We start from the raw sequence: 21,019 nt of genomic DNA on the forward strand, positions 1-21,019 counted from the left end.
CGTTCACTCAGAGCTGAGCCGTCAGCTCCTCGGCGGAGGTGACCGGCCGATCGCACACGTACCCCCGGCAGACGTACGCCGCGGGCGAGCCGTCCACCAGCGGCCGGTCCGCCAGCAGCGGAACGCCCGGCGCGTCCGGCTCGCCGGCCAGCACGATGCCACCGCCGTGCACGCCCCGCGCCGCGGCCAGCCGCAACGCCGGGTCCGCGCCGGCCACCGCCACCTGCACCGGGCCTGCTTGCAGCGCCTCGGCCACCGACAGCCAGTGCCCCGCGAACCGCGGCACCCGCGCGGCGAGCACGCCCACGCGCCGCAACGCCTGCTCGGCCGCCTCGCGGTACCTGCTCGCCTCCGTGTGACCGGCCAGCGCCGACGCCGTCAGCAGCGCCCCGGCCAGCGCGGACGCCCCGGCCGGGCTCGCGTTGTCGCCGGGGTCGGCCGGCCGCTGGACCAGCGCCTCGGCGTCGTCGGCGGTGTCGAAGTACGCGCCGGGGACGTCCGGGGACGCGAAGTGCGCCAGCGCGAGGTCCAGCAGCCGGGTCGCCTCGGTGAGCCACTTCGCCTCGCCGGTCGCCTGGTGCAGGGCCAGGAACCCGTCGGCGACGCACGCGTAGTCCTCCAGCACGCCCGCCGACTCCCCGACGACGCCGTCGCGCGAACTGCGTCGCAACCGGCCGTCGACGACGTGGACGTCCAGCAGCAACCCGGCCGCGGAAACCGCCTGCGCGATCCACTGTGGACGGTCCAGCGCGACGCCCGCCTCGGCCAGCGCCGTGATCGCCAGGCCGTTCCAGGACGCGATCACCTTGTCGTCACGTCCCGGCTGCGGCCGCTTCGCCCGCGCCTCCAGGAGCTTGCCGCGCAGGGGTTCCGGCAGGTCGCCGAACAGGCGCAACGTCGAGGCGCCCTCCTCGAACGTCCCCTCTTCGGTGACGCCGAACAGCGAAGCCGCGGAGTCGTCGCCGACCACCTCGCGCAGCTGTTCCGGCGTCCAGACGTACGTCAGGCCTTCGACGCCGTCGGTGTCCGCGTCCAGCGAGGAGGCGAAGCCGCCCTCGGGCGTCCGCAACTCCGCGGCGAGGAACTCAGCCGTCCCGGTGGCGACTCGCAACGCCGTCGCCGAGCCGGTCCGCCGCCACAGGTGGGCGTAGAACCGCAGGAGCAACGCGTTGTCGTACAACATCTTCTCGAAGTGCGGCACGATCCACTCGGCGTCCACGGAGTACCGGGCGAAGCCACCCGCCAGCTGGTCGTACAGGCCGCCACGGGCCATCGCCTCGGCCGTCCGGTCCACCAGGGACAGCGCGACCGCCGACCCGGTGCGCTCGTGGTGGCGCAGCAGGAACTCCAGCACCATCGACGGCGGGAACTTCGGCGCCCGGCCGAAGCCGCCGTTGACCGGGTCCGCCTCCTGCTGCAGCTTCGCGACCGCGCCGGCGAGCACCGCTTCGTCCACAATGGACTCCTGGAGTGGCCCCGTCTGCTCGGCCAGGTGGGCGACGATCTGCTTCGCGCCGTCCAGGAGTTCGTCCGGCCGCTCGCCCCACGCCTCGGCGACGGCGGCCAGGAGCTGCCGGAACGACGGCATGCCCGGCCGCGGCGACGGCGGGTAGTAGGTGCCGCAGTGGAACGGCTCGCCCTCCGGCGTCAGGAAGCACGTCATCGGCCAGCCGCCCTGGCCGGTCATCGCCTGCGTGGCGGCCATGTACACGGCGTCGATGTCCGGCCGCTCTTCGCGGTCGACCTTGATGTTGACGAAGTGCTCGTTCATCACGGCGGCGGTTTCCGCGTCTTCGAACGACTCGTGCGCCATGACGTGGCACCAGTGGCACGCGGCGTACCCCACGGAAAGCAGGATCGGCACGTTCCGCCGGCGCGCCTCGGCCAGCGCGTCCGGACCCCACTGCCACCACTCGACCGGGTTGTCCGCGTGCTGGAGCAGGTACGGGCTGGTCGCGCTCGCGAGACGGTTCATGCCTCCAGGGTCGCACCCGGGAAAACCGGGCGCGCGGTCGGCGGTCGCTCCGCCACACTGGGCGGGTGCTGCTGACGATCACGACGACCCGGAACCCCGCCACCGACTTGGGTTTCCTCCTCCACAAGCACCCGGAGAAGGCCCAGTCGGTCGCGCTCTCGGCCGGGACTGCGCACGTCTTCTACCCGGAGGCGGCCGAAGGTCGTTGCACCGTCGCGTTGTTCGTCGAGATCGACCCCGTCGGGCTCGTCCGCGGCGGCGGGACTTCGCTGACCCAGTACGTCAACGACCGGCCGTACGCGGGTGGCTCGTACCTCGCGGTCGCGCTGCGGGCCGCGTTCACCACCGCGCTCGCGGGCCGCTGCTCGGCGCGCCCGGAACTCGTCGACGAGCTCTTCGACTTGGAGATCCGGGTGCCGTCGCTGTCCGCGCGCGGCGGGGCCGAAGTCGTGCGCAAGCTGTTCGAGCCGCTCGGCTGGCGCGTCTCGACCGCGCCGATCCCGCTCGACCCGGAATTCCCGGAGTGGGGCGAAAGCCGCTATGTCGATCTGACGCTCGCCGGCACGCACCGGGTCGTCGACGCGCTCCGGCACCTCTACGTCCTGCTGCCCGCGCTCGACGGCGGCAAGCACTACTGGGTCGGCCAGGACGAGGCCGACAAGCTGCTGCGCGCCGGCGACGGCTGGCTCGCCGCGCACCCCGAGCGGACGCTCATCACGAACCGCTACCTCGACCGGCGGCGGCCGGTGGTGCGCTACGCGCTTTCGCGGCTGGCCGAGTCCGACGACGTCCCCGCGGACGCCGAGGCGCTCGTCACCGAGCTGCCGGACAAGCCGGAGAGCCTCGCGTCGCAGCGCCACGGCAGCGTGCTGGCCGCGCTGCGGGCGGCGGGCGCGCGGCGCGTGCTCGACCTCGGCTGCGGGAGCGGCGCGTTGCTGCGCGTCCTCGAGAAGGACCGGTCGTTCACCGAGATCGTCGGCGTCGACGTCTCCGCGAGCGCCCTCGACGTCGCGGAGAAGCGGCTGAAGGAGCGCTCTCGCGTCACGCTCCGGCAGTCCGCGCTCACCTACGCCGACCCGGCGCTGGCCGGCTACGACGCCGCCGTGCTGATGGAGGTCGTCGAACACGTCGACCAGGAGCGGTTGCCGGCGCTGGAACACGCGGTGTTCGGGGTCGCGGCGCCGCGCACGGTGCTCGTCACGACGCCGAACGCGGAGTACAACCGGCTGTTCGAGTTCCTGCCGATGGGGCATTTCCGGCACGCCGACCACCGGTTCGAATGGACGCGAGCCGAGTTCCGCGCCTGGGCGGACGGCGTCGCGACCCGGCGTGGCTACGAGGTCCGGTACGTGCCGATCGGACCGGTGGACCAGGAATCGGGACCGCCGACCCAGCTGGCGGTCTTTTCGACCAGTGAGGAGGTGGCCGCGTGAAGCTGACCGTCCCCGACATGGCGCTCGTCGTGCTCGTCGGCGCTTCCGGCTCCGGCAAGTCGACCTTCGCGCGCACGCACTTCGCGCCGACGCAGGTGCTCTCCAGCGACTTCTTCCGCGGGCTCGTCGCCGACGACGAAAACGACCAGTCCGCGTCGGCCGAGGCCTTCGACGCGCTGCACTACGTCGCGGGGAAGCGGCTCGCGGCCGGCCGGATGACCGTGATCGACGCGACGAACGTCCAGCGCGCTTCGCGGGCGAGCCTGGTGAAGCTCGCGAAGGAGCACGACGTGCTCCCGACGGCGATCGTGCTCGACCTGCCGCTGTCCGTGTGCGTCGCGCGCAACGCCGGGCGGCCCGACCGCGACTTCGGCGACCACGTGGTCCGGCGGCAGCGCGGCGAGCTGCAGCGCTCGCTGAAGTCGTTGGAGCGCGAGGGTTTCCGGCGCGTGCACGTGCTTCGCGGCGAGGCCGAGGTGGCCGCGGCGGAGATCGTCGTCGAGCCGCTGCGCAACGACAAGCGCGACCTGACCGGGCCGTTCGACGTGATCGGCGACGTCCACGGCTGCGCGGCCGAGCTCGAGGAGCTGCTGGCCGAGCTGGGGTACGTCGACGGCGTCCACCCGGCCGGGCGGACGGCGGTGTTCGTCGGCGACCTCGTCGACCGCGGGCCGGACACGCCGGGTGTGCTGCGGCGCGTGATGGGGATGGCCGCGGCCGGGAGCGCGCTCGTCGTCTGCGGGAACCACGAGCAGAAGCTGGTGCGCGCGCTGCACGGGCGGAAGGTCAACGCCGCGCACGGCCTCGCGGAGTCGCTGGAGCAGCTCGGCGCGGAGAGCGAGGAGTTCCGCCGGGCGGCCCACGAGTTCTGCGACGGGCTGATCGCGCACTACGTCCTCGACGGCGGCGACCTCGTCGTCGCGCACGCCGGGCTGCCCGAGCGGTACCACGGGCGCGCGTCCGGGCGGGTGCGGAGCATGGCGCTCTACGGCGACACGACCGGCGAGACCGACGAGTACGGCCTGCCGGTGCGGCTGCCGTGGGCGCGCGACTACCGCGGGTCCGCGATGGTCCTGTACGGGCACACGCCGACGCTCGAACCGGAGTGGGTCAACAACACGATGTGCCTCGACACCGGGTGCGTGTTCGGCGGGAAGCTGACCGCGCTGCGCTACCCGGAGCGCGAAGTCGTCTCGGTGAAGGCGCACCGGGTCTGGTACGAGCCCACGCGTCCGCTCGACGCTTCGCGGCCGCTCGGCGGGCGTGAGCCGGCGGTGCTGGAGCTGGCCGACGTCACCGGGAAGCGGATCGTGCAGACCGCGCACCACGGCCGTGTCGGCGTTTCGGCGGAGCAGTCGGCGGCGGCCCTGGAGGTGATGAGCCGGTTCGCGGTCGACCCGCGGTGGCTCGCCTACCTGCCGCCGACGATGGCGCCGTGCTCGACGTCTTCGCGCGAGGACTACCTGGAGCACCCGGAGGAGGCGTTCGCCGAGTACCGCGCGGCGGGCGTGCAGTCGGTGGTGTGCCAGGAGAAGCACATGGGCTCGCGGGCCGTGGTGCTGGTGTGCCGGAACGAGGCCGTCGCGGTCCGGCGGTTCGGCATCGACGGTGGCGGCGCGGTGTACACGCGCACCGGTCGGCCGTTCTTCACGGCGGCGCAGAACGACCTGCTGCTGGCGGACGTGCGGTCGGCGGCGGCCGGGCTGTTCGACGAGCTGAAGTCGGATTGGCTGCTGCTCGACGCCGAACTGCTCCCGTGGAGCGCCAAGGCGGGCGGGCTGATCGCGGACCAGTACGCGTCGGTCGGCGCGGCGGCCCAGGCGGTGCTGCCGGCGGCGGTCTCGGCGTTGGCGACGGCCTCCGCGCGCGGCATCGACGTCGCGGACCTGCTGCGGCGCACGTCTCTGCGCGAGTCCACAGTGGACGCCTACCGGGCGGCGTACCGGCGGTACTGCTGGCCGACGTCGGGCCTGGACGGCGTCCGGCTGGCACCGTTCCAGCTGCTGGCGTCGGAGGGGACGGCCTACCACGACCGGCCGCACGCGTGGCACCTCTCGGTGCTCGACCGGCTCGCGGGCCCGCGGTTCCAGCGCACCCGGACGCTGATGGTGGACGTGCTGGACTCGTCGTCCGTCGCGGCCGGGGTGTCGTGGTGGGAGGAGCTGACCGAGGCCGGCGGCGAGGGCATGGTGGTCAAGCCGTCGGCGAACCTGACCCGGGGCACGCGCGGCCTGGCCCAGCCGGGCGTGAAGGTCCGCGGGCGCGAGTACCTGCGGATCATCTACGGGCCGGACTACACGCTGCCGTCGAACCTCGAGCGGCTGCGGAAGCGGGGGCTGAACCGGAAGCGGATGCTGGCGCTGCGCGAGTACGCGCTCGGGCTGGAGGCCCTGGAGCGCGTGGCCCGGGGCGAGCCGCTGTGGCGCGTCCACGAGTGCGTGTTCGCGGTGCTCGCCCTGGAGTCGGACCCGGTGGATCCCCGGCTCTAGCTAACTGTCGGCCTTGGTGGCCGAGGAGTCCTTCGCGGGCTTCTCGGCCGCCTTCGGTTCCTCGGGCTTCTCCGTCGCCGTGGTCTCGGCCTCGGCCGGCGGCTCGTCGAAGCTGGCCGGGACGCGCTTCAGGTGCTTCGTCATCGAGCGGACCAGGAACGCCACCGCGATGAGGAACAGGATCAGCACCAGGAAGCCGACCGGGGAGGACTTGCCGAAGTCCTCCCCCTGCCCGCCGTTGTCGCCGTCACCCGGCTGCTGCGTCAAGACCAGGGCCGACGCGGTCACCGGAAGCGCCACGCCGGCCGGCAGCGTCAGACTCATGTGTTCACCTTCTCCTCGACTCCGATGCCGGCGAACAGGTCGTCCTCCGGCAACGTGCTGTCGACCTGCGACTTGACCAGCTCGTACTCCTCGGTCGGCCAGGTCTCGCGCTGGATCTCCAACGGGACGAAGAACCAGCGGCTGTTCGGGTCGATCTGCGTGGCGTGCGCCTTGAGCGCCTCGTCCCGCACCTCGAAGTATTCACCGCACTCGACGCGGGTCGTCACCCGCTCCATCACATCGGCGCGATCGGGGTCCCACTTGGCCAGCCACTCGGTGTACGGCGACTCGAGCCCGGCCTCCTTCAGCGCGGCGTCGAACGCCACCATCCGGGCCTTCGAGAAGCCGTGCATGTAGTACAGCTTCAGCGGCTGCCACGGCTCGCCCGCGTCGGGGAAGCGGTCCGGGTCGCCCGCCGCGTCCCACGCCGCCATCGTCACCTCGTGGGTGCGGATGTGGTCGGGGTGCGGGTAGCCGCCGTTCTCGTCGTACGTCGTGATGACGTGCGGGCGGAACTCGCGGATGACGCGCACCAGCGCCTCGGTCGACTCCTCGAGCGGCACGACGGCGAACGAGCCCTCGGGCACCGGCGGCAGCGGGTCGCCCTCCGGCAGGCCCGAATCCACGAAGCCCAGCCAGCGCTGGCTCACGCCGAGGATCTTGGCCGCGCGGGCCATCTCCTCGCGGCGGATCTCGGTCATGTTCGCCAGCACCTCGGGGCGGTCCATCGCCGGGTTGAGGATGCTGCCGGCTTCACCTCCGGTGCAGGTGACGACGAGCACCTCGTGCCCCTCGGCGGCGTAGCGCGCCATCGAGGCGGCGCCCTTGCTCGACTCGTCGTCCGGATGTGCGTGCACGGCCATCATGCGCAAGCGCGGCTTCGTCAGCTGGTCCACCATGCTGCGAACGACTCCTTCTCTACCCGTATTCCGCGACCCACCTGTGGGCCGCCCACCCAGCGGGCGGATACTCGAAGCCGTACCCGCCCCACCATTGTCCCCACGGGTACGACAAGAACGAGCAGGAGGCCCCGCGTTGGCAGGCGGACCGGCGGAAACGGCAGCCCCCGCGCTGCCCGAGGGCCGGTACGGCACCAGCCGCGCGAAGGCGCCCCGGCGCTGGCGCCGGGGGCTCTTCCTGGCGATCGCCCTGCTGGTCAGCGGCGTGATCGCGTGGGTCGCGTACGTCAACCTCGGGTCCGCGCCGATCGACGCCGAGCGCGTCGCCTTCAGCGGCAAACCGGGCAACGCGATGGAAATCACCATCAACGTGACGCGGGACGACAACAGCAGGCCGGGCGTGTGCATCGTGCGCGTCCGCGACAAGACCGGCGCGGAGAGCGGCCGCAAAGAGCTCTTGATCCCCGCCGGCGCGAAGTACAGCAGGATGAGCACGACGATCAAGAGCATCGGGGCACCGGTGACGGCCGACGTGTACGGCTGCTCGTACGAGGTACCACAGTATTTGTCAACCCCATAGCGGCCAACGGGGTGAACCGCGCGCCCAACGCCCGCGGCGTGCGGATTTAACGGGCGTCGAACTGTCGCGCCGTGATACTCTGACCCTTCAGCACGGCCCACGACGGGCCGTGTTTTTCCTTTATCTCAGCCACGCGGGCACCTAGGCCCGTGTGGGCCGGCTTGAACACGCAAGCCTGGCAGGCCCGACGAGGAGATGGTGACCGTGAGCGACACCAAGGTGACCTGGCTGACCCAGGATGCCTACGACCGGCTCAAGCACGAACTCGACGAGATGATCGAGAATCGTCCGGTTATCGCCGCGCGCATCAACGACAGCCGCGAAGAGGGCGACCTCAAGGAGAACGGCGGCTACCACGCCGCCCGTGAGGAACAGGGCCAGGCCGAGGCGCGCATCCGGCACCTGCAGGAGCTGCTGCGCTCGGCCAAGGTCGGCGAGGCGCCCGCGAACGACGGCACCGCCGGCCCGGGCAAGGTGCTCACCGTCCGCTACGAGGGCGACGACGAGGACGAGAAGTTCCTCCTCGCCACCCGCGAAGAGGGCGCCGAAGGCGAGCTCGACGTGTACTCCCCGGAGTCGCCGCTGGGCAAGGCCCTGCTCGGCGCCAAGGAGGGCGAGGCTCGCGAGTACGAGCTGCCCAACGGCAAGCTGCAGAAGGTCACCCTCGTCAAGGCGGTTCCGTACACCGACGCCAAATAGCCGCGGCTAGCGTGTCCTCCCAGGATCCACTTTCTGGGAGGACAGCACCGTGAGCACCGAACCGATCTGCCAGGCCTGCGGCATGCAGTACGCCGTGGCCCGTGACGACTGCCCGATCTGCGAGGACGAACGCCAGTACGTCCCGCAGTCCGGGCAGCAGTGGACGAACCTCGCGTCGCTGCGCGAGAGCGGCACGTACGCACCGCGCGTCGAAGAGCAGGGCCCGGGCATCATCGGCGTCGGCTCGAACCCCGGGTTCGCGATCGGCGAACGCGCGCTGCTGGTCCGGGCGCGGTCCGGGAACTTCCTGTGGGACTGCGCCGCGTACCTCGACGACGCGTTGGTCCAGCAGGTCCGCGACCTGGGCGGGATCACCGGCATCGCGATCAGCCACCCGCACTACTACACGACGATGGTCGAGTGGGCGCACGCGTTCGACGTGCCGGTCTACCTGCACGAAGGCGACCAGCAGTGGATCGGCCGGCCCGACCCGGCGGTCAAGCTGTGGTCCGGCACCACGCTCGACGTCGCCGACGACTTGCGCCTGATCAACCTCGGCGTGCACTTCACCGGCGGCACGGTGCTGCACTGGCCGGACGGTGAGAACGGGCAGGGCGCGCTGCTGTCCGGCGACATCGTGCAGGTCGTGCCCGACCGGACGCACGTCGGCTTCATGTACAGCTACCCGAACCTGGTCCCCGAGCGCCCGCACATCGTGCGCCGCGCGGCGGAACTGCTGGCCGGGTACCGGTTCGAGGCGATCTACGGGGCCTGGTGGGACGCGATCGTGCGCACCGACGGCTTCGAGGTCGTCCAGCGCTCGGCCCGGCGCTACCTGGCCCACGTCGTCGACCAAGGCTGAGAGCGCAGCTTTCACGTGAAAGCTGCGCTTGTCCACAGGGCGGGGCGGCACTTTCACGTGAAAGCGCCGCTTATCCACAGGCGCGGGCCGTGCGTTCGAGCAGGGGGCGGACCCGCGGCGGCACCGGCGTCGACAACGCGATCGACGTCGACGTCCGCAGCACGTCCGTGACCCCGACCACCTTGTCGATCACCCGCTGCAGGTCGTCGTTGCCGCGCGCGACCATCCGGACGAACAGGTCGCCCTGGCCGGTCGTCGCGTGGACCTCGCACACCTCGTCGATCGCCGAAAGCGCTTCCGTCACCTCCGCGCGGCGGCCCTGGGCGATCTCCAGCCACGCGAACGCCGTCAGGCCGTAGCCCATCGCCGCGAGGTCGAGTTCCGGCGGGAAGCCACCGAGGATGCCGCGCTCGGTGAGGCGGTCGAGGCGCGCCTGGACCGTCCCGCGGGCGACGCCGAGCCGGCGCGCGCTCTCCAGCACGCCCAGCCGTGGTGAGTCGGTGAGCAACAGCAGCAGCCGCGCATCCAGCGCATCCAGGTTCTCCGGCATGCACAGATTGTCCATGATGACGGTCGATAGCCGGCAGTCACCGGTCAGATTGTCCAGCAAAAATAGAGACCATTGCGCATCTTGCCCCGCAGGGATGATCCTTCGAGGTATGACCCAGACTGCCGAACCCCAGGGTGCGCTCGACGACGTCAGCTACGACCAGCTGCGTCAGCTCGTCGGGCTCGTGGACCACGACGCCTCGACCGACCCGTTCCCGGTCAAGGCCATGGACGCGGTGGTGTTCATCGCCGGCAACGCCACCCAGACCGCCTGGTACTACCAGATCGCGTTCGGGATGCAGCTCGTCGCGTACTCGGGCCCCGAGACGGGCGACTTCGAGCGCAAGTCCTACGTCTTGAAGTCCGGCTCCGCCCGGTTCGTCATCACCGGTGGCGTCAAGCCGGACTCCCCGCTGCTGGACCACCACCGCAAGCACGGTGACGGCGTCATCGACCTGGCGCTGGAGACCACCGACGTCGACAAGTGCGTCGAGCACGCCCGCGCGCAGGGCGCAGCCATCCTCGAGGAGCCGCACGACGTCTCCGACGAGCACGGCACCGTGCGCGTCGCGGCGATCGCGACCTACGGCGAGACCCGCCACTCCCTGGTCGACCGGTCGCGCTACACCGGCGTCTACCTGCCCGGCTACGAGCCGCGCGAAAGCTCGATCAAGCGGCCCGAGGGCGCGCCGAAGCGGCTGTTCCAGGCCGTCGACCACTGCGTCGGCAACGTCGAGCTCGGCAAGATGGACTACTGGGTCGACTGGTACCACCGCGTCATGGGCTTCGTGAACATGGCGGAGTTCGTCGGCGACGACATCGCGACCGAGTACTCGGCGCTGATGAGCAAGGTCGTCTCGAACGGCAACCACCGGGTCAAGTTCCCGCTGAACGAGCCCGCCGTGGCGAAGAAGAAGTCGCAGATCGACGAGTACCTCGAGTTCTACGGCGGCGCGGGCTGCCAGCACATCGCGCTGGCCACCAACGACATCATCGCGACGGTCACCGCGATGCGCGCCGCCGGCGTCGAGTTCCTCGACACCCCGGACTCCTACTACGACGACCCCGAGCTGCGCGCCCGGATCGGCAACGTCCGCGTGTCGATCGAGACGCTCAAGGAGCACAGCATCCTGGTCGACCGCGACGAGGACGGCTACCTGCTGCAGATCTTCACGAAGCCGATCGGCGACCGCCCGACCGTCTTCTACGAGCTGATCGAGCGGCACGGTTCGCTCGGCTTCGGCAAGGGCAACTTCAAGGCCCTGTTCGAGGCGATCGAACGTGAGCAGGAGCGTCGCGGCAACCTCTGACCCATCTCGGCGAAGGCCACCATCGGGAACCTGCGGGTCCCCTATGGTGGCCTTTGGCGTGTTCCGGGAACCGATGGTTGCCCGGATCCGTCAGTGTGGAGAAGCTCAAGAGGAGGGGCCGGGATGCCGGACAGCATCGACGCCAGCGACGCGATGATCGACAACTGGACCAAGCGGCTCGAGGAGAACGCCGCCCGGTACCAGGCGCTGGCCGATCGCGTGCAGGGCCAGTCGGTCACCGAGCGGTCGAAGGACGGCACCGTCCAGGTGACCGTCGATTCGCGTGGGCTGCTGAAGAACCTCGTCATCGCCGAGGCCGCTTCGGGGAAGCGGATGGCCGAGGTGTCGGCGCAGGTGATGCAGCTCGTCCAGCGCGCGCAGGCCCGGATCCCCGAACTGCTGCAGCAGGCCATGAGCGAGACCACCGGCACCGGCGACCAGGCCGCGGCGGAGATCGTCCGCGAGGCGCAGAGCACATTCCCGGAGCCGCCGCCGGAGCCCGAACCCGCGTTCCCGGAGCCCGACCGCGTCCGCCGGTTCCTGCCGGAGGACAACGACGAGCAGCCGCCGCGCACCCCGCCGCAGCCACCCGCGCCGCCGGCCCCGCCGCAGCCGCCGCGGCGCCGGCGTCCGGCCGACACCGACGATGACGACGACTTCGGCGGACCGATCCTTTCCTGAGGGGGAACCGATGACGGATGTGGAACTCAGCACCGACCTGACGGCACACGCCCACCAGCTCGACGCCATCGGGGACGGGCTGCAGCAGGCCGTCGACGCGGCGAACCAGGTGAGCATGCCGACCGACGCGTACGGCATCCTCTGCCAGCCGTTCCGGATGATGCTCGACCCGGTGGAGCAGTACGGGATCGACGCGTTGAAGGACGCCGTGCAGGCGATGACGGCGGTGTCGGGCAAGGTCCGCGAAGCCGCTGCGGCGTACCACAAGTACGAAGCCGGCGTCGCCGACGACCTGAACAAGTCCGCGGGCGGTGCGTGATGCCGGAGGGGAATCCGCTCGTCGTCGACGCGAAGAAGGACCCGGACGGGCCGGGCGCGTTCACCGCGGGCAACGGCGACTACGGCTGGGCCGGCGGCATCGGCATCGCCGAGTCGTCGATGGACGCGTTCAACGGCATCAAGGACGGCGACTGGGTTTCCGGCGGCCTGGGCGTGCTGTCGCTGGCCGGCGAGATCGCCGGGGCGGCGGTCGACCCGTTCGGGTACCTGATGTCGTCGGTGGCGTCGTTCCTGATGGAACACGTGCAGCCGTTGAAGGACATGCTGGATTCGGTGGCGGGCAACCCGCCGGTGATCCAGTCGTACGCCGACACGTGGGGCAACGTGTCGAAGGCGCTGGGCGAGCGCAAGACCGACTTCGACAACGCGGTCAAGAACGGGACGACGGGCTGGACCGGCGCGGGCGCGGACTCCTACCGCAAGTTCGCGGCGGAGCACTCCGAGGCGTTGTCGGGCGCGGCGACGGTGGCCGGCGCGATCAGCACGGTCACGATGATCATGGGCCAGGTCGTGTCGTTCGTCCGCGAGACGGTGCGGCAGCTGATCGCGGACCTGGTCGGCAAGCTGATCGCGTGGGTGATGGAGGAGGTCTTCTCCCTCGGCTTCGGCACGCCGGTGGTGGTCGCGCAGGCTTCGGCGGCGATCGCCAAGTGGGGCAAGAAGATCGGTGACCTGCTCAAGAAGCTGACCGACACGATCCGCAAGGTGTCGCCGCTGCTGTCGAAGCTGGTCGACGTGTTCGAGAAGATCGCGAAGGTCTTCGGCAAGGTGCTGGGCAAGGTCAGCGGCCTGGACGGGCTGAAGATCAAGGAAGGCGGCTTCGTCCACAAGATCCCGAAGGAGGGCGGCGGAGTCCACACCCGCGCCCACGGCGGGGACGGCGAGGGCGCGCACTCCGGTGACGGGGATTCCGGCGGGGAGGGTTCCCGCTCCGGCGATGGAGAGTCCGGCGGTGACGGTTCGCACGGCAGCGATGGGGACTCGCCGAGTTCGGATCCGATGAACACCGATCCGGGATCGCGGCGGAGTTCCAGCCGGGACGGATCGAGTTCGCCGGATGGCGAAGGTTCGCCTTCGTCGGTGCGCTCGGACGACGGCTCGCCCTCCCACACCGGAGACGGTTCGTCCTCGCACAGCGGCGACAGTTCTCCGTCGCACACGGGAGACAACAGCCCCTCGCCCACCCGCGGCAGCGACAGCACGCCCTCCCGCACCGGGGACAACACCCCTTCGCGGGCAAGCGACAGCGCTTCCTCGCACACGGGAGACAGCAACCCTTCGCCGACGCGCGGCGGCGACAGCACTCCGTCGCGCACCGGCGACAACGGCCCTTCGCCCACCCGGGGAAGTGACAGCACGCCATCGCACTCCGCGGACAACACACCGTCGCGGGCAAGCGACAGCAGCCCGTCGCCGACGCGAGGCAGCGACAGCAGCCCGTCGCACACCAGCGACAGCAACCCCTCACCCGCCCGCGGCAGCGACGGCACCCCGTCGCACACCGGCGACAACGGCCCTTCGCCGACGCGAGGCAGCGACAGCACTCCCTCCCACACCAGCGACAGCAACCCCTCCCGCGGCAGCGACAGCACCCCGTCGCACTCCGCGGACAACACACCGTCGCGGGCAAGCGACAGCGCGCCCTCGCACACGGGAGACAGCAGCCCTTCGCCGACGCGCGGCGGCGACAGCAGCCCCGCGCACTCCGGGGGCAACTCGCCCAGCTCGCATTCCGGGACCGAAACCCCCAGCAACGCCGCACCCCCGCGTACCGATGGCTCCACCTCCGCCAGCGGTACCGCTCCTACCGCCCCGCGCACCGGCGATCCCGGGACCGTCCCCTCGCCGCGCGGCGGCGATGGTGCCGCCGTCCCGTCCCAAGGTGGCGCGCCCATGATGGGTGGCGGGGGTATGCCGCCCGGTGGCGGTCCCGGAGGCGGCGGCCTCGGCGGCGGCTCCCCGCGCGCCGGTGGCCCCGGCTGGACCGGCACCCCGGGCAGCCCCGGCGCCCACAGCCCGCACGTCGACGCCCCCGGACGGCCGCGCACCGGCGGTGACCTGCCCGGCGGCGGCCGTCCGCGCACTCCGGACGCGCCTGCCGCTCGTGGCTTCGGCCCCGGCACCCACGGTCCCGACACCCGCCCCGGCACGCACGCGCCCGGCACCCGGCCCGGCGGCGGCCCCGGGCACACCGGACCCGGCGGCCCGCACAGCCCCGACGGCCACGGCCCGCACCAGAACACCCCGCACGAAAACACCCCCCACGACAACGGCCCCGGCCACCACGACCCCGACGGCCCGCCCCACGAACCGCTCACCCCCGACGAGGTCAACGCCCGCCACTCCGAAAGCACCCGCTCGGGCAGCTCCTACCACGCCGGCGACCCCGACATGGGCGACCTGCCCCACCGCGTCCAGCCGGACCCAGACGGCCGCTACACCGTCGACGTGCACGTCACCCCCGACGGCCACGCCCGCATCGGCGACCGCCTCTACACGCCCGAAGAATTCGCCGACATCCTGCGCCGCAACGGCGACTACGACGGCCGTCCGATCCGGCTCATCGGCTGTGACGCCGGCTCCAACGACTTCGCGCACCGGCTCTCCCGCGAGCTCGACACCGAAGTCATGGCCCCCACCAAGCCCGCGTGGACCGACTCGCACGGCCGGGTCTTCTCCTCCGACTACGAAATCGGCCCCGACGGCAAGATGCGCCCCCGCATCCCGCCGGACGGCGAGTGGAACACCCACCGCCCGGACGGCTCGACGCACCGCGCGGGCGACGACGGCTTCGCGCCCGACAGCCACCACGGCGGTCAGCACGACGTCGACGCCGACAGCGCGCAGCACCGCGGTGAGCGCTACATCGACGACGAACCCGTCGACATCGAGCGCCCGGACCGGGAGCCGAAGGCGTCGATGAAGGAGAAGATCAACGACGACGCCTACCGCGAGAAGTACTACGACGGCCCGAACAAGAAGGGCGAGTACTCGCGGAAGAACGCCGACCAGGTCGACGCCACCGACGAGCGCCTCCCGAAGATCAAGGAAGACAAGACCAAGCCGGACGGCGAACGCATCGAGCCGAAGTCCGACGACTTCGAAGAAGCCACCTACCACAAGCAGCACGAGAAGGAACACAGCGCGACCACGCAGCAGCAGGAGCGTGCGCAGGACCTGATCGACCGCCGCCACGAAGCCAACTCGCGCGCCCGCGACGCCGAGGCCGACTACCAGGGCGCCAAGGAAAAGGGCACGCTCACCGACGAGATCGAACGCGAACGCTCCGACGCCCACCGGGACCGCACCAACCTCGGCGAGGACCTCGGGGAACACGCCGCGAGCGACGCCGTCAGGGACCGGTTCCCGTCGCCGCCCCACGAGATCACGGAGCTGCCCGACCCCGCCCGCCACGGCGTGGACACCCGGGTCGGCGAGAAACCCGGTTCGGGGCGCTTCGACCAGATCTACGAGGTGAAGGGACCGGAGGGCACCCGGATCGTGGTCGTCGAGGCGAAGGGCCCGAACGCCGGGCTCGGCACCCGCGAAGGCGCGCACGGCCTCCGTTACGAACAGGGCCATCCCGAATACGTGAACAGCATCGTGGAAAACATGAAGAACCACGGAACACCGGCGGAACGCAAGCTCGCGCTCGACCTCGAACGGCAAATGGGGAAGAACAAGCTCGACTACTACGTGGCGAAGGCCCGCGTCCGCGACGAGTTCGACCTCGACGAGCTGGGGAACAAGGTCCCCGTCGAGGGCGGCAAGCCGAACGAGTACAAGAAACACCCGGTGTACGGTGGCTACAACCTGAAGCAGTTCGACCTGACGCCCCGGCCACCGAAGAATCGTGGGGAGTGACCACACCGTGCGCACTGTTGCCCGGCACGAAATCGACGAGAAATACGCCGCCGAGACGGTGGAAATGCTCGCCGAGCGGCTGCACGAAGCACGCGAGGACATCGAGGAAGAGGTCCTCGGCCCCGGCTTCGCGTTGAAGCGCTCGCTGGAGGAGTTCCGCACGCGCACCGTCGGCGACCCGCGCGCGGCGTGGAACGACACCTGGCTCGCCTTCGCGCGCGCCATGCAGGCCGGTGACGCGCTGTTCGTGACGGCCGCGCGCCCCGCGGGCGAGCAGGTCGAGTTCCGGTTCGGCGAGGACACCGTCCGCCGCCCGGCGACCGGCCCGACCCGCGACAGCCACGCCGCGAACTGGCTGACCGCGTTCTACCTCGCGATCGTCTGCCGCGAACGGCCGCGGATCGACCGGCTCGCCGCCGTGCCGGCCGAGGTGTTCCGCGACTCCGGCGCCGATTTCGACGACTTCCTGACCGACTGGGCGCAGGCGCTGCGGATCTGGGCTCGCGGCGAGGACGGCCTGGTCGACGCCGTGCTCACCGCGATGAGCGGTACCGAACCGGAGTCGCTGCGGGTGTTCCCGCCGGAACCCGTGCTGAAGCAGCAGTTCCCGCCGATGGAGCTGTTCTACCTGTTCACCCAGCGCGAAGAGGCGAAGTTCAACGACTCCCTCGTGCTCGCCCTGGACCTGCACAAGCAGTACTGGACCGCCGACGAGGACCGGCAGCGGAACCCGGAGGGCTTCGTGGCGCTGGCGCCGCTCGCCATGGCCTGCCTCGCCCGCGACGCCGGGATGGCGATCGACGTCGAGTCGGACTACCTGCCCCACCACCTGCTCGCGGGCACCCGCGTCGGCGAGATCACCATCTGAGCCGGGGACGCCATGAGCCAGCCACCGGGGCCGCTGCGCCCGGACCAGCAGCAGGAGATCGTCCGCCAGATCGGGGCGGTGCTGACGTCGCAGGTGCCGCCGGGGTGGCGGCAGCTGCGCGTCGAGTACCGGGCCGCCGGGCGGCACGTCGAAGCCGACCTGCTGGTGACCGGGCTGGACGGGTTGCCCCGGCCCGGTCAGCCGCACCCGGAAGCGCTGCGGCTGCTCGGGGTGCTGCGGTCCGGCATGTACCGGCCCGGCTTCGGCACGTGGCTGGGCGCGATCCTCGTGTTCGAACCGGCGCAGCCGCCCGACGTCGACTTCGTGCGGCCCGACCTCGAACCGCCGTTCCGGCAGCAGCCGCCGCCGATCGGGTTCCAGGACGAGCTGCGGTTCTTCCCGCGCGCCGACGAGCACGTCCCGGCCTGGCTGCGCGAGCGTGCCGGGCTGACCCCGCCGGTGGCCGACGGCGAAGTCCGCACGCCGCGGATCTACGACGGCGTCGACGCCTCGGGCCGCCCGCTCATCCGCCGGCCGCAGCTGGTCCCGGCGGAGATCGAACGGGTGCTCGCGTACCTCGACGCGGCGCCGGTCATCCTGGCCTCGCGCAGCAACGGCCCGGACGCGTTCGCGCCGGACCGCGAAGACGCGGTGCCGATGAACTTCCGCACCGACGGGGCCTGGGCGTGGCCCGGCGCGGTCGCGTACTACCTGCGTGAGCACGGCGTGCCGCCGGACCCGGACCTGGTCGCCCACATCCGGGCCCGCCGCTTCACCGCGCCGGCGGAGGTGCCCGAGCCCGCCAAGGACCTCGCCCTGGCGGCGATCACCGGGGAAGCACCTCAGACGACCGTGTAACCCGCGTCCGTAAGCGCGATTTCGAGGTCCTTGCAGTGTTCGGGACCGCGGGTTTCGAGCGCCAGCACGATGTCGGCCTCGCCGAGGTCGAGGCTGCCCGAGATCCGCGAGTGCTCGACGTCGAGGACGTTCGCGCCCAGCTCGCTCACCCGGGACAGCACGCCCACGAGCGACCCCGGCCGGTCCGGGACGCGCAGGTGCAGGCGCAGGTAGCGCCCGCCCGCCGTCATGCCGTGCTGGATGATCTGCAGGAGCAGCACCGGGTCGACGTTGCCGCCCGAGAGGACCGCCACCACCGGCGGCTCGAAGATGCCGGGGTGCTGCAGCAGGGCCGCGACCGTCGCCGCGCCGGCCGGCTCGACCACCAGCTTCCGGCGTTCCAGGCAGAGCAGCACCGCGCGGGAGAGGAACTGTTCGGACACCGTCACGACGTCGTCCACCAGTGAGGCGACGTGCGCGAAGCTGACCGGGCCCGGTTCGCCGACCGCGATGCCGTCGGCCATCGTCGAGGTCGACCCCAGCCGGACGGGCCTGCCCTCGGCCAGTGACGGCGGGTACGCGGCGGCCTCCTCGGCCTGGACGCCGACGACGCGGACGTCCGGACGCACCGCCTTCACCGCCGACGCGACCCCGCCGACCAGCCCGCCGCCGCCGGTGGCGACCAGGATCGTCTTCACGCCCGGCACCTGCTCGAGGATCTCGAGGCCGACGGTGCCCTGGCCGGCGATGACGTCCGCGTGGTCGAAGGGGTGGATGAACACCGCGCCGGTCCGCTCGCCGAACTCGATGGCCGCGGCGAGGGTCTCCTCCAGCAGTGCGCCGTGGAGGTGGACGTCGGCGCCGTACCCGCGGGTCGCGGCGAGCTTCGGCAGCGGCGCACGCAGCGGCATGAAGACGGTGGACTTGGCCCCGAGCAGCGACGACGCGAGCGCGACGCCCTGCGCGTGGTTGCCGGCGCTGGCCGCGACGACGCCGCGTTCGCGCTCGGCGGCGCTGAGACCGTGGATGCGGGTGTAGGCGCCGCGGATCTTGAACGACCCCGTGCGCTGCAGGTTTTCGCACTTCAGGTGCACCGGACCGCCGTGGAGCTTGCGCAGGTCGCGCGCGTGCTCCATCGGCGTCACCCTGGTCACTCCTTTTAGGAGTTCCCGGGCGGCCTGGATCCGCTCGATGGTGACGAGTTCCATGGCCCGGACTATGCCACTCAGGAACTCCACAGGTTGACAGGGCGGGGAGCCGGGTACCCTGGGCGATGTCAACGCACGGTAAACAGGGAGCAACCATGGCACGGGGGAACGACGCTCGACGGGCCCGCGCCACCCGGTCCGCCGGGTTGGTCCCGCTCGTGATCGGCCTGGCGTCGGCCGCCGCGCTCACGGGAGCCGCGTACATCACGGTGGACAGCGCGTCGTGCGCGTCCCCGGCCCAGTACATCCGCCACGACAGCCACGTCGAGCTGGTCGGCGGCTGCGTGGACGGCGCGAACCTCCCGGCCACGGGCACCCCGAAGTCCGGCGGCGTCGTGCACGGGAACTACAACCCCTGACCAGGTGGGTTACCCCGGTGTGCCCGGGGAACACGAAAGTGCCTTCTTCCGCGGGGGCCGGCCGCGCCCGATGATCACCGGGTGACCACCGTTTACGAGCCCGGCCGCGGTCCGGGACCCGCCAAGCCCACCGAAGACGAGCTGAGCGAGCTGCTCCGCGGCCACAGCTTCGGCGCGCTGGCCACGGTCAATCGCGCCGGCTTCCCGCACCTGTCGACCGTCGCCTACGCCTGGGATCCCGGGGAGCGGGTCGTGCGGATCGGAGCGACGGCGGGCCGCGCGAAGGTCCGCCAGCTCGCCCGTGACCCGCACGCCTCGCTGTACGTCGGCCGCGACGACCACCTGGCCTTCGCCGTCGCGGAGGGCGTGGCCGAGGTGTCGCCGGTGAGCGCGGTGCCGGGCGACGAGACCGGGCGGGCGCTGCTCGCGATGCAGGCACCGTTCACCGACCCCGAAGACGAGGCGGTGTTCCTGCGGAACATGGTCGAAGACCGCCGCGTGGTGATCACGCTCCGGGTGGAGCGCCTCTACGGCGGCGGTCTCGACGTCGGTGCTTGAGGGTCAGCCCAGCGCGGCCAGCAGGTCGGCCACCAGGTCGCGGCCGTCCTCGATGCCGACCGACAGGCGCAGCAGGTCCGCCGGGACCTGCAGCGTCGAGCCCGCCGTGCTCGCGTGGGTCATCTTGCCCGGGTGCTCGATCAGCGACTCGATGCCGCCGAGGGACTCGGCCAGGATGAACAGCTTCGTGCGGGACGCCACCTCCAGGGCCGCCGCCTCGCCGTCGGCGTGGCTGAACGACACCATCCCGCCGAAGCGGCGCATCTGCTTCGCGGCCGTCTCGTGGCCCGGGTGCTCCGGCAGGCCCGGGTAGTAGACCTTCGCGACCTTCGGGTGCTTCACCAGCGCCTGGACGACCAGCTCGGCGTTGTCGCTGTGGCGCTCCATACGCAGGGCCAGCGTCTTGATGCCGCGCAGGGTCAGCCACGCGTCGAACGGCCCCGGGACCGCGCCCGCGGCGTTGCGCAGGTAGAAGAACTGCTCGCGCAGCTCGTCCTCGTTCGTGATGATCGCGCCGCCGACCACGTCGGAGTGGCCGCCGAGGTACTTCGTCGTCGAGTGCAGGACGATGTCCGCGCCCAGCGACAGCGGGTTCTGCAGGTACGGCGTCGCGAAGGTGTTGTCGACCACCAGGCGCGCGCCGGCGTCGTGCGCGACCCCGGCCAGCGCCGCGATGTCGGCGATGCCGAGCATCGGGTTGGTCGGCGACTCGCACCAGATGAGCTTGGTCTCGGGGCGGATCGCGGCGCGCACCTCGTCGAGGTTCGCGAGGTCGGCGACGGTGTGCTCGACGCCCCACAGGCTGAGCACCTTGTCGATCAGGCGGAACGTGCCGCCGTACGCGTCGTTGCCGAGCACCAGGTGGTCACCGGGGCGCAGGGTACTGCGCAGCACCACGTCGGACGCCGCCATGCCGGACGCGAAGGCCAGCGCGTGCCGGCCGCCTTCCAGCGAGGCCAGCGCCTCCTCCAGCGCCGAACGGGTCGGGTTCGCGGTGCGCGAGTACTCGTAGTCGCCCTCGCGGGTCCCACCGACGCCGTCCTGCGCGTAGGTCGAGGTCTGGTAAATCGGCACGATCACGGCGCCGGTGCGGGGGTCGGGCTTCTGACCGGCGTGGATCGCGCGAGTCTCGAATCCCAGTACGGAGTAGTCGTCCACCATTGGGTAAGCGTACGGCGGGGGCCG

Annotated in this window: 19 protein-coding genes; 13 read left to right on the forward strand and 6 right to left on the reverse strand. The window is 71.5% G+C overall.

All coding sequences use genetic code 11. The features are described 5' to 3' along the window. Positions 1-7: 7 nt before the first annotated feature. Entirely contained in the window at positions 8-1,975 is a 1,968-nt protein-coding gene (locus tag BLV96_RS15710) for a thioredoxin domain-containing protein (RefSeq protein WP_086683865.1), read from the reverse strand. 65 nt (positions 1,976-2,040) lie between these two features. Between BLV96_RS15710 and BLV96_RS15715 the strand changes: the two genes are divergently transcribed. Next, on the forward strand, positions 2,041-3,408 hold the full coding sequence (locus BLV96_RS15715; RefSeq protein WP_086683870.1) for a 3' terminal RNA ribose 2'-O-methyltransferase Hen1: 1,368 nt from the start codon (positions 2,041-2,043) through the stop codon (positions 3,406-3,408). Beyond that, the gene (locus BLV96_RS15720) at positions 3,405-5,897 is read left to right on the forward strand and encodes a polynucleotide kinase-phosphatase (protein WP_091389202.1); all 2,493 of its coding nucleotides are present in this window, start codon (positions 3,405-3,407) and stop codon (positions 5,895-5,897) included. The genes BLV96_RS15715 and BLV96_RS15720 overlap by 4 nt, the downstream gene beginning before the upstream one ends. Here BLV96_RS15720 and BLV96_RS15725 read toward each other — a convergent pair whose 3' ends face one another. After that, the gene (locus BLV96_RS15725; RefSeq protein ID WP_086679892.1) at positions 5,898-6,221 is read right to left on the reverse strand and encodes a hypothetical protein; all 324 of its coding nucleotides are present in this window, start codon (positions 6,219-6,221) and stop codon (positions 5,898-5,900) included. It abuts the gene before it with no gap. Next, a complete protein-coding gene (gene mca / locus BLV96_RS15730; protein WP_086679890.1) occupies positions 6,218-7,120 on the reverse strand; it encodes a mycothiol conjugate amidase Mca in 903 nt (300 codons plus the stop codon). Before mca ends, BLV96_RS15725 begins: the two co-directional genes overlap by 4 nt. A gap of 136 nt (positions 7,121-7,256) precedes the next feature. Between mca and BLV96_RS15735 the strand changes: the two genes are divergently transcribed. From BLV96_RS15735 to BLV96_RS15745, 3 genes are all read left to right on the forward strand, one after another. Then, positions 7,257-7,700 (forward strand): DUF4307 domain-containing protein, encoded by a 444-nt coding sequence (locus tag BLV96_RS15735; protein WP_086679887.1) that lies wholly within the window; start codon positions 7,257-7,259, stop codon positions 7,698-7,700. Positions 7,701-7,895: 195 nt separating this feature from the next. Next, on the forward strand, positions 7,896-8,399 hold the full coding sequence (gene greA / locus BLV96_RS15740) for a transcription elongation factor GreA (protein ID WP_086679886.1): 504 nt from the start codon (positions 7,896-7,898) through the stop codon (positions 8,397-8,399). Between the two features lie 49 nt (positions 8,400-8,448). Next, positions 8,449-9,261, forward strand: coding sequence for an MBL fold metallo-hydrolase (locus tag BLV96_RS15745; protein WP_086679884.1), 813 nt, complete (start codon positions 8,449-8,451; stop codon positions 9,259-9,261). A gap of 70 nt (positions 9,262-9,331) precedes the next feature. Here BLV96_RS15745 and BLV96_RS15750 read toward each other — a convergent pair whose 3' ends face one another. Next, complete coding sequence (locus tag BLV96_RS15750) at positions 9,332-9,811, reverse strand: Lrp/AsnC family transcriptional regulator (RefSeq protein ID WP_086679882.1); 480 nt, start codon at positions 9,809-9,811, stop codon at positions 9,332-9,334. Positions 9,812-9,920: 109 nt separating this feature from the next. Here BLV96_RS15750 and hppD point away from each other — a divergent pair, with 109 nt between their 5' ends. The 6 genes from hppD to BLV96_RS15780 all read left to right on the forward strand — a co-directional run bounded on the left by hppD (position 9,921) and on the right by BLV96_RS15780 (position 17,730). Beyond that, positions 9,921-11,120 carry a 4-hydroxyphenylpyruvate dioxygenase gene (hppD, locus tag BLV96_RS15755; protein ID WP_086679880.1) on the forward strand — a complete coding sequence of 400 codons (1,200 nt, stop codon included), beginning with the start codon at positions 9,921-9,923 and terminating at the stop codon, positions 11,118-11,120. 123 nt (positions 11,121-11,243) lie between these two features. Continuing rightward, on the forward strand, positions 11,244-11,801 hold the full coding sequence (locus BLV96_RS15760; RefSeq protein WP_086679878.1) for a YbaB/EbfC family nucleoid-associated protein: 558 nt from the start codon (positions 11,244-11,246) through the stop codon (positions 11,799-11,801). A 10-nt stretch (positions 11,802-11,811) separates the two neighbouring features. Further along, a complete protein-coding gene (locus BLV96_RS15765) occupies positions 11,812-12,120 on the forward strand; it encodes a type VII secretion target (RefSeq protein ID WP_086679876.1) in 309 nt (102 codons plus the stop codon). Beyond that, complete coding sequence (locus tag BLV96_RS15770) at positions 12,120-16,004, forward strand: hypothetical protein (RefSeq protein WP_244180239.1); 3,885 nt, start codon at positions 12,120-12,122, stop codon at positions 16,002-16,004. Before BLV96_RS15765 ends, BLV96_RS15770 begins: the two co-directional genes overlap by 1 nt. Before the next feature lie 7 nt (positions 16,005-16,011). Continuing rightward, positions 16,012-16,872 (forward strand): immunity 49 family protein, encoded by an 861-nt coding sequence (locus tag BLV96_RS15775; protein WP_143050969.1) that lies wholly within the window; start codon positions 16,012-16,014, stop codon positions 16,870-16,872. Positions 16,873-16,884: 12 nt separating this feature from the next. Further along, complete coding sequence (locus BLV96_RS15780) at positions 16,885-17,730, forward strand: ferredoxin (protein WP_086683734.1); 846 nt, start codon at positions 16,885-16,887, stop codon at positions 17,728-17,730. On the opposite strand, the gene ilvA is transcribed toward BLV96_RS15780, so the two are convergent. After that, complete coding sequence (gene ilvA, locus BLV96_RS15785) at positions 17,715-18,917, reverse strand: threonine ammonia-lyase (RefSeq protein WP_086683731.1); 1,203 nt, start codon at positions 18,915-18,917, stop codon at positions 17,715-17,717. The genes BLV96_RS15780 and ilvA overlap by 16 nt on opposite strands. 95 nt (positions 18,918-19,012) lie before the next feature. Between ilvA and BLV96_RS15790 the strand changes: the two genes are divergently transcribed. Further along, positions 19,013-19,276 (forward strand): hypothetical protein, encoded by a 264-nt coding sequence (locus BLV96_RS15790; protein WP_086683729.1) that lies wholly within the window; start codon positions 19,013-19,015, stop codon positions 19,274-19,276. An 81-nt stretch (positions 19,277-19,357) separates the two neighbouring features. Continuing rightward, entirely contained in the window at positions 19,358-19,834 is a 477-nt protein-coding gene (locus BLV96_RS15795; protein WP_086683725.1) for a TIGR03618 family F420-dependent PPOX class oxidoreductase, read from the forward strand. Positions 19,835-19,837: 3 nt separating this feature from the next. Here BLV96_RS15795 and BLV96_RS15800 read toward each other — a convergent pair whose 3' ends face one another. Then, entirely contained in the window at positions 19,838-20,995 is a 1,158-nt protein-coding gene (locus tag BLV96_RS15800) for a cystathionine gamma-synthase (RefSeq protein WP_091389205.1), read from the reverse strand. Positions 20,996-21,019 lie beyond the last annotated feature (24 nt).

It is taken from the genome of Amycolatopsis pretoriensis, assembly GCF_900107925.1.
GTDB classification, from domain to species: Bacteria; Actinomycetota; Actinomycetes; order Mycobacteriales; family Pseudonocardiaceae; genus Amycolatopsis; species Amycolatopsis pretoriensis.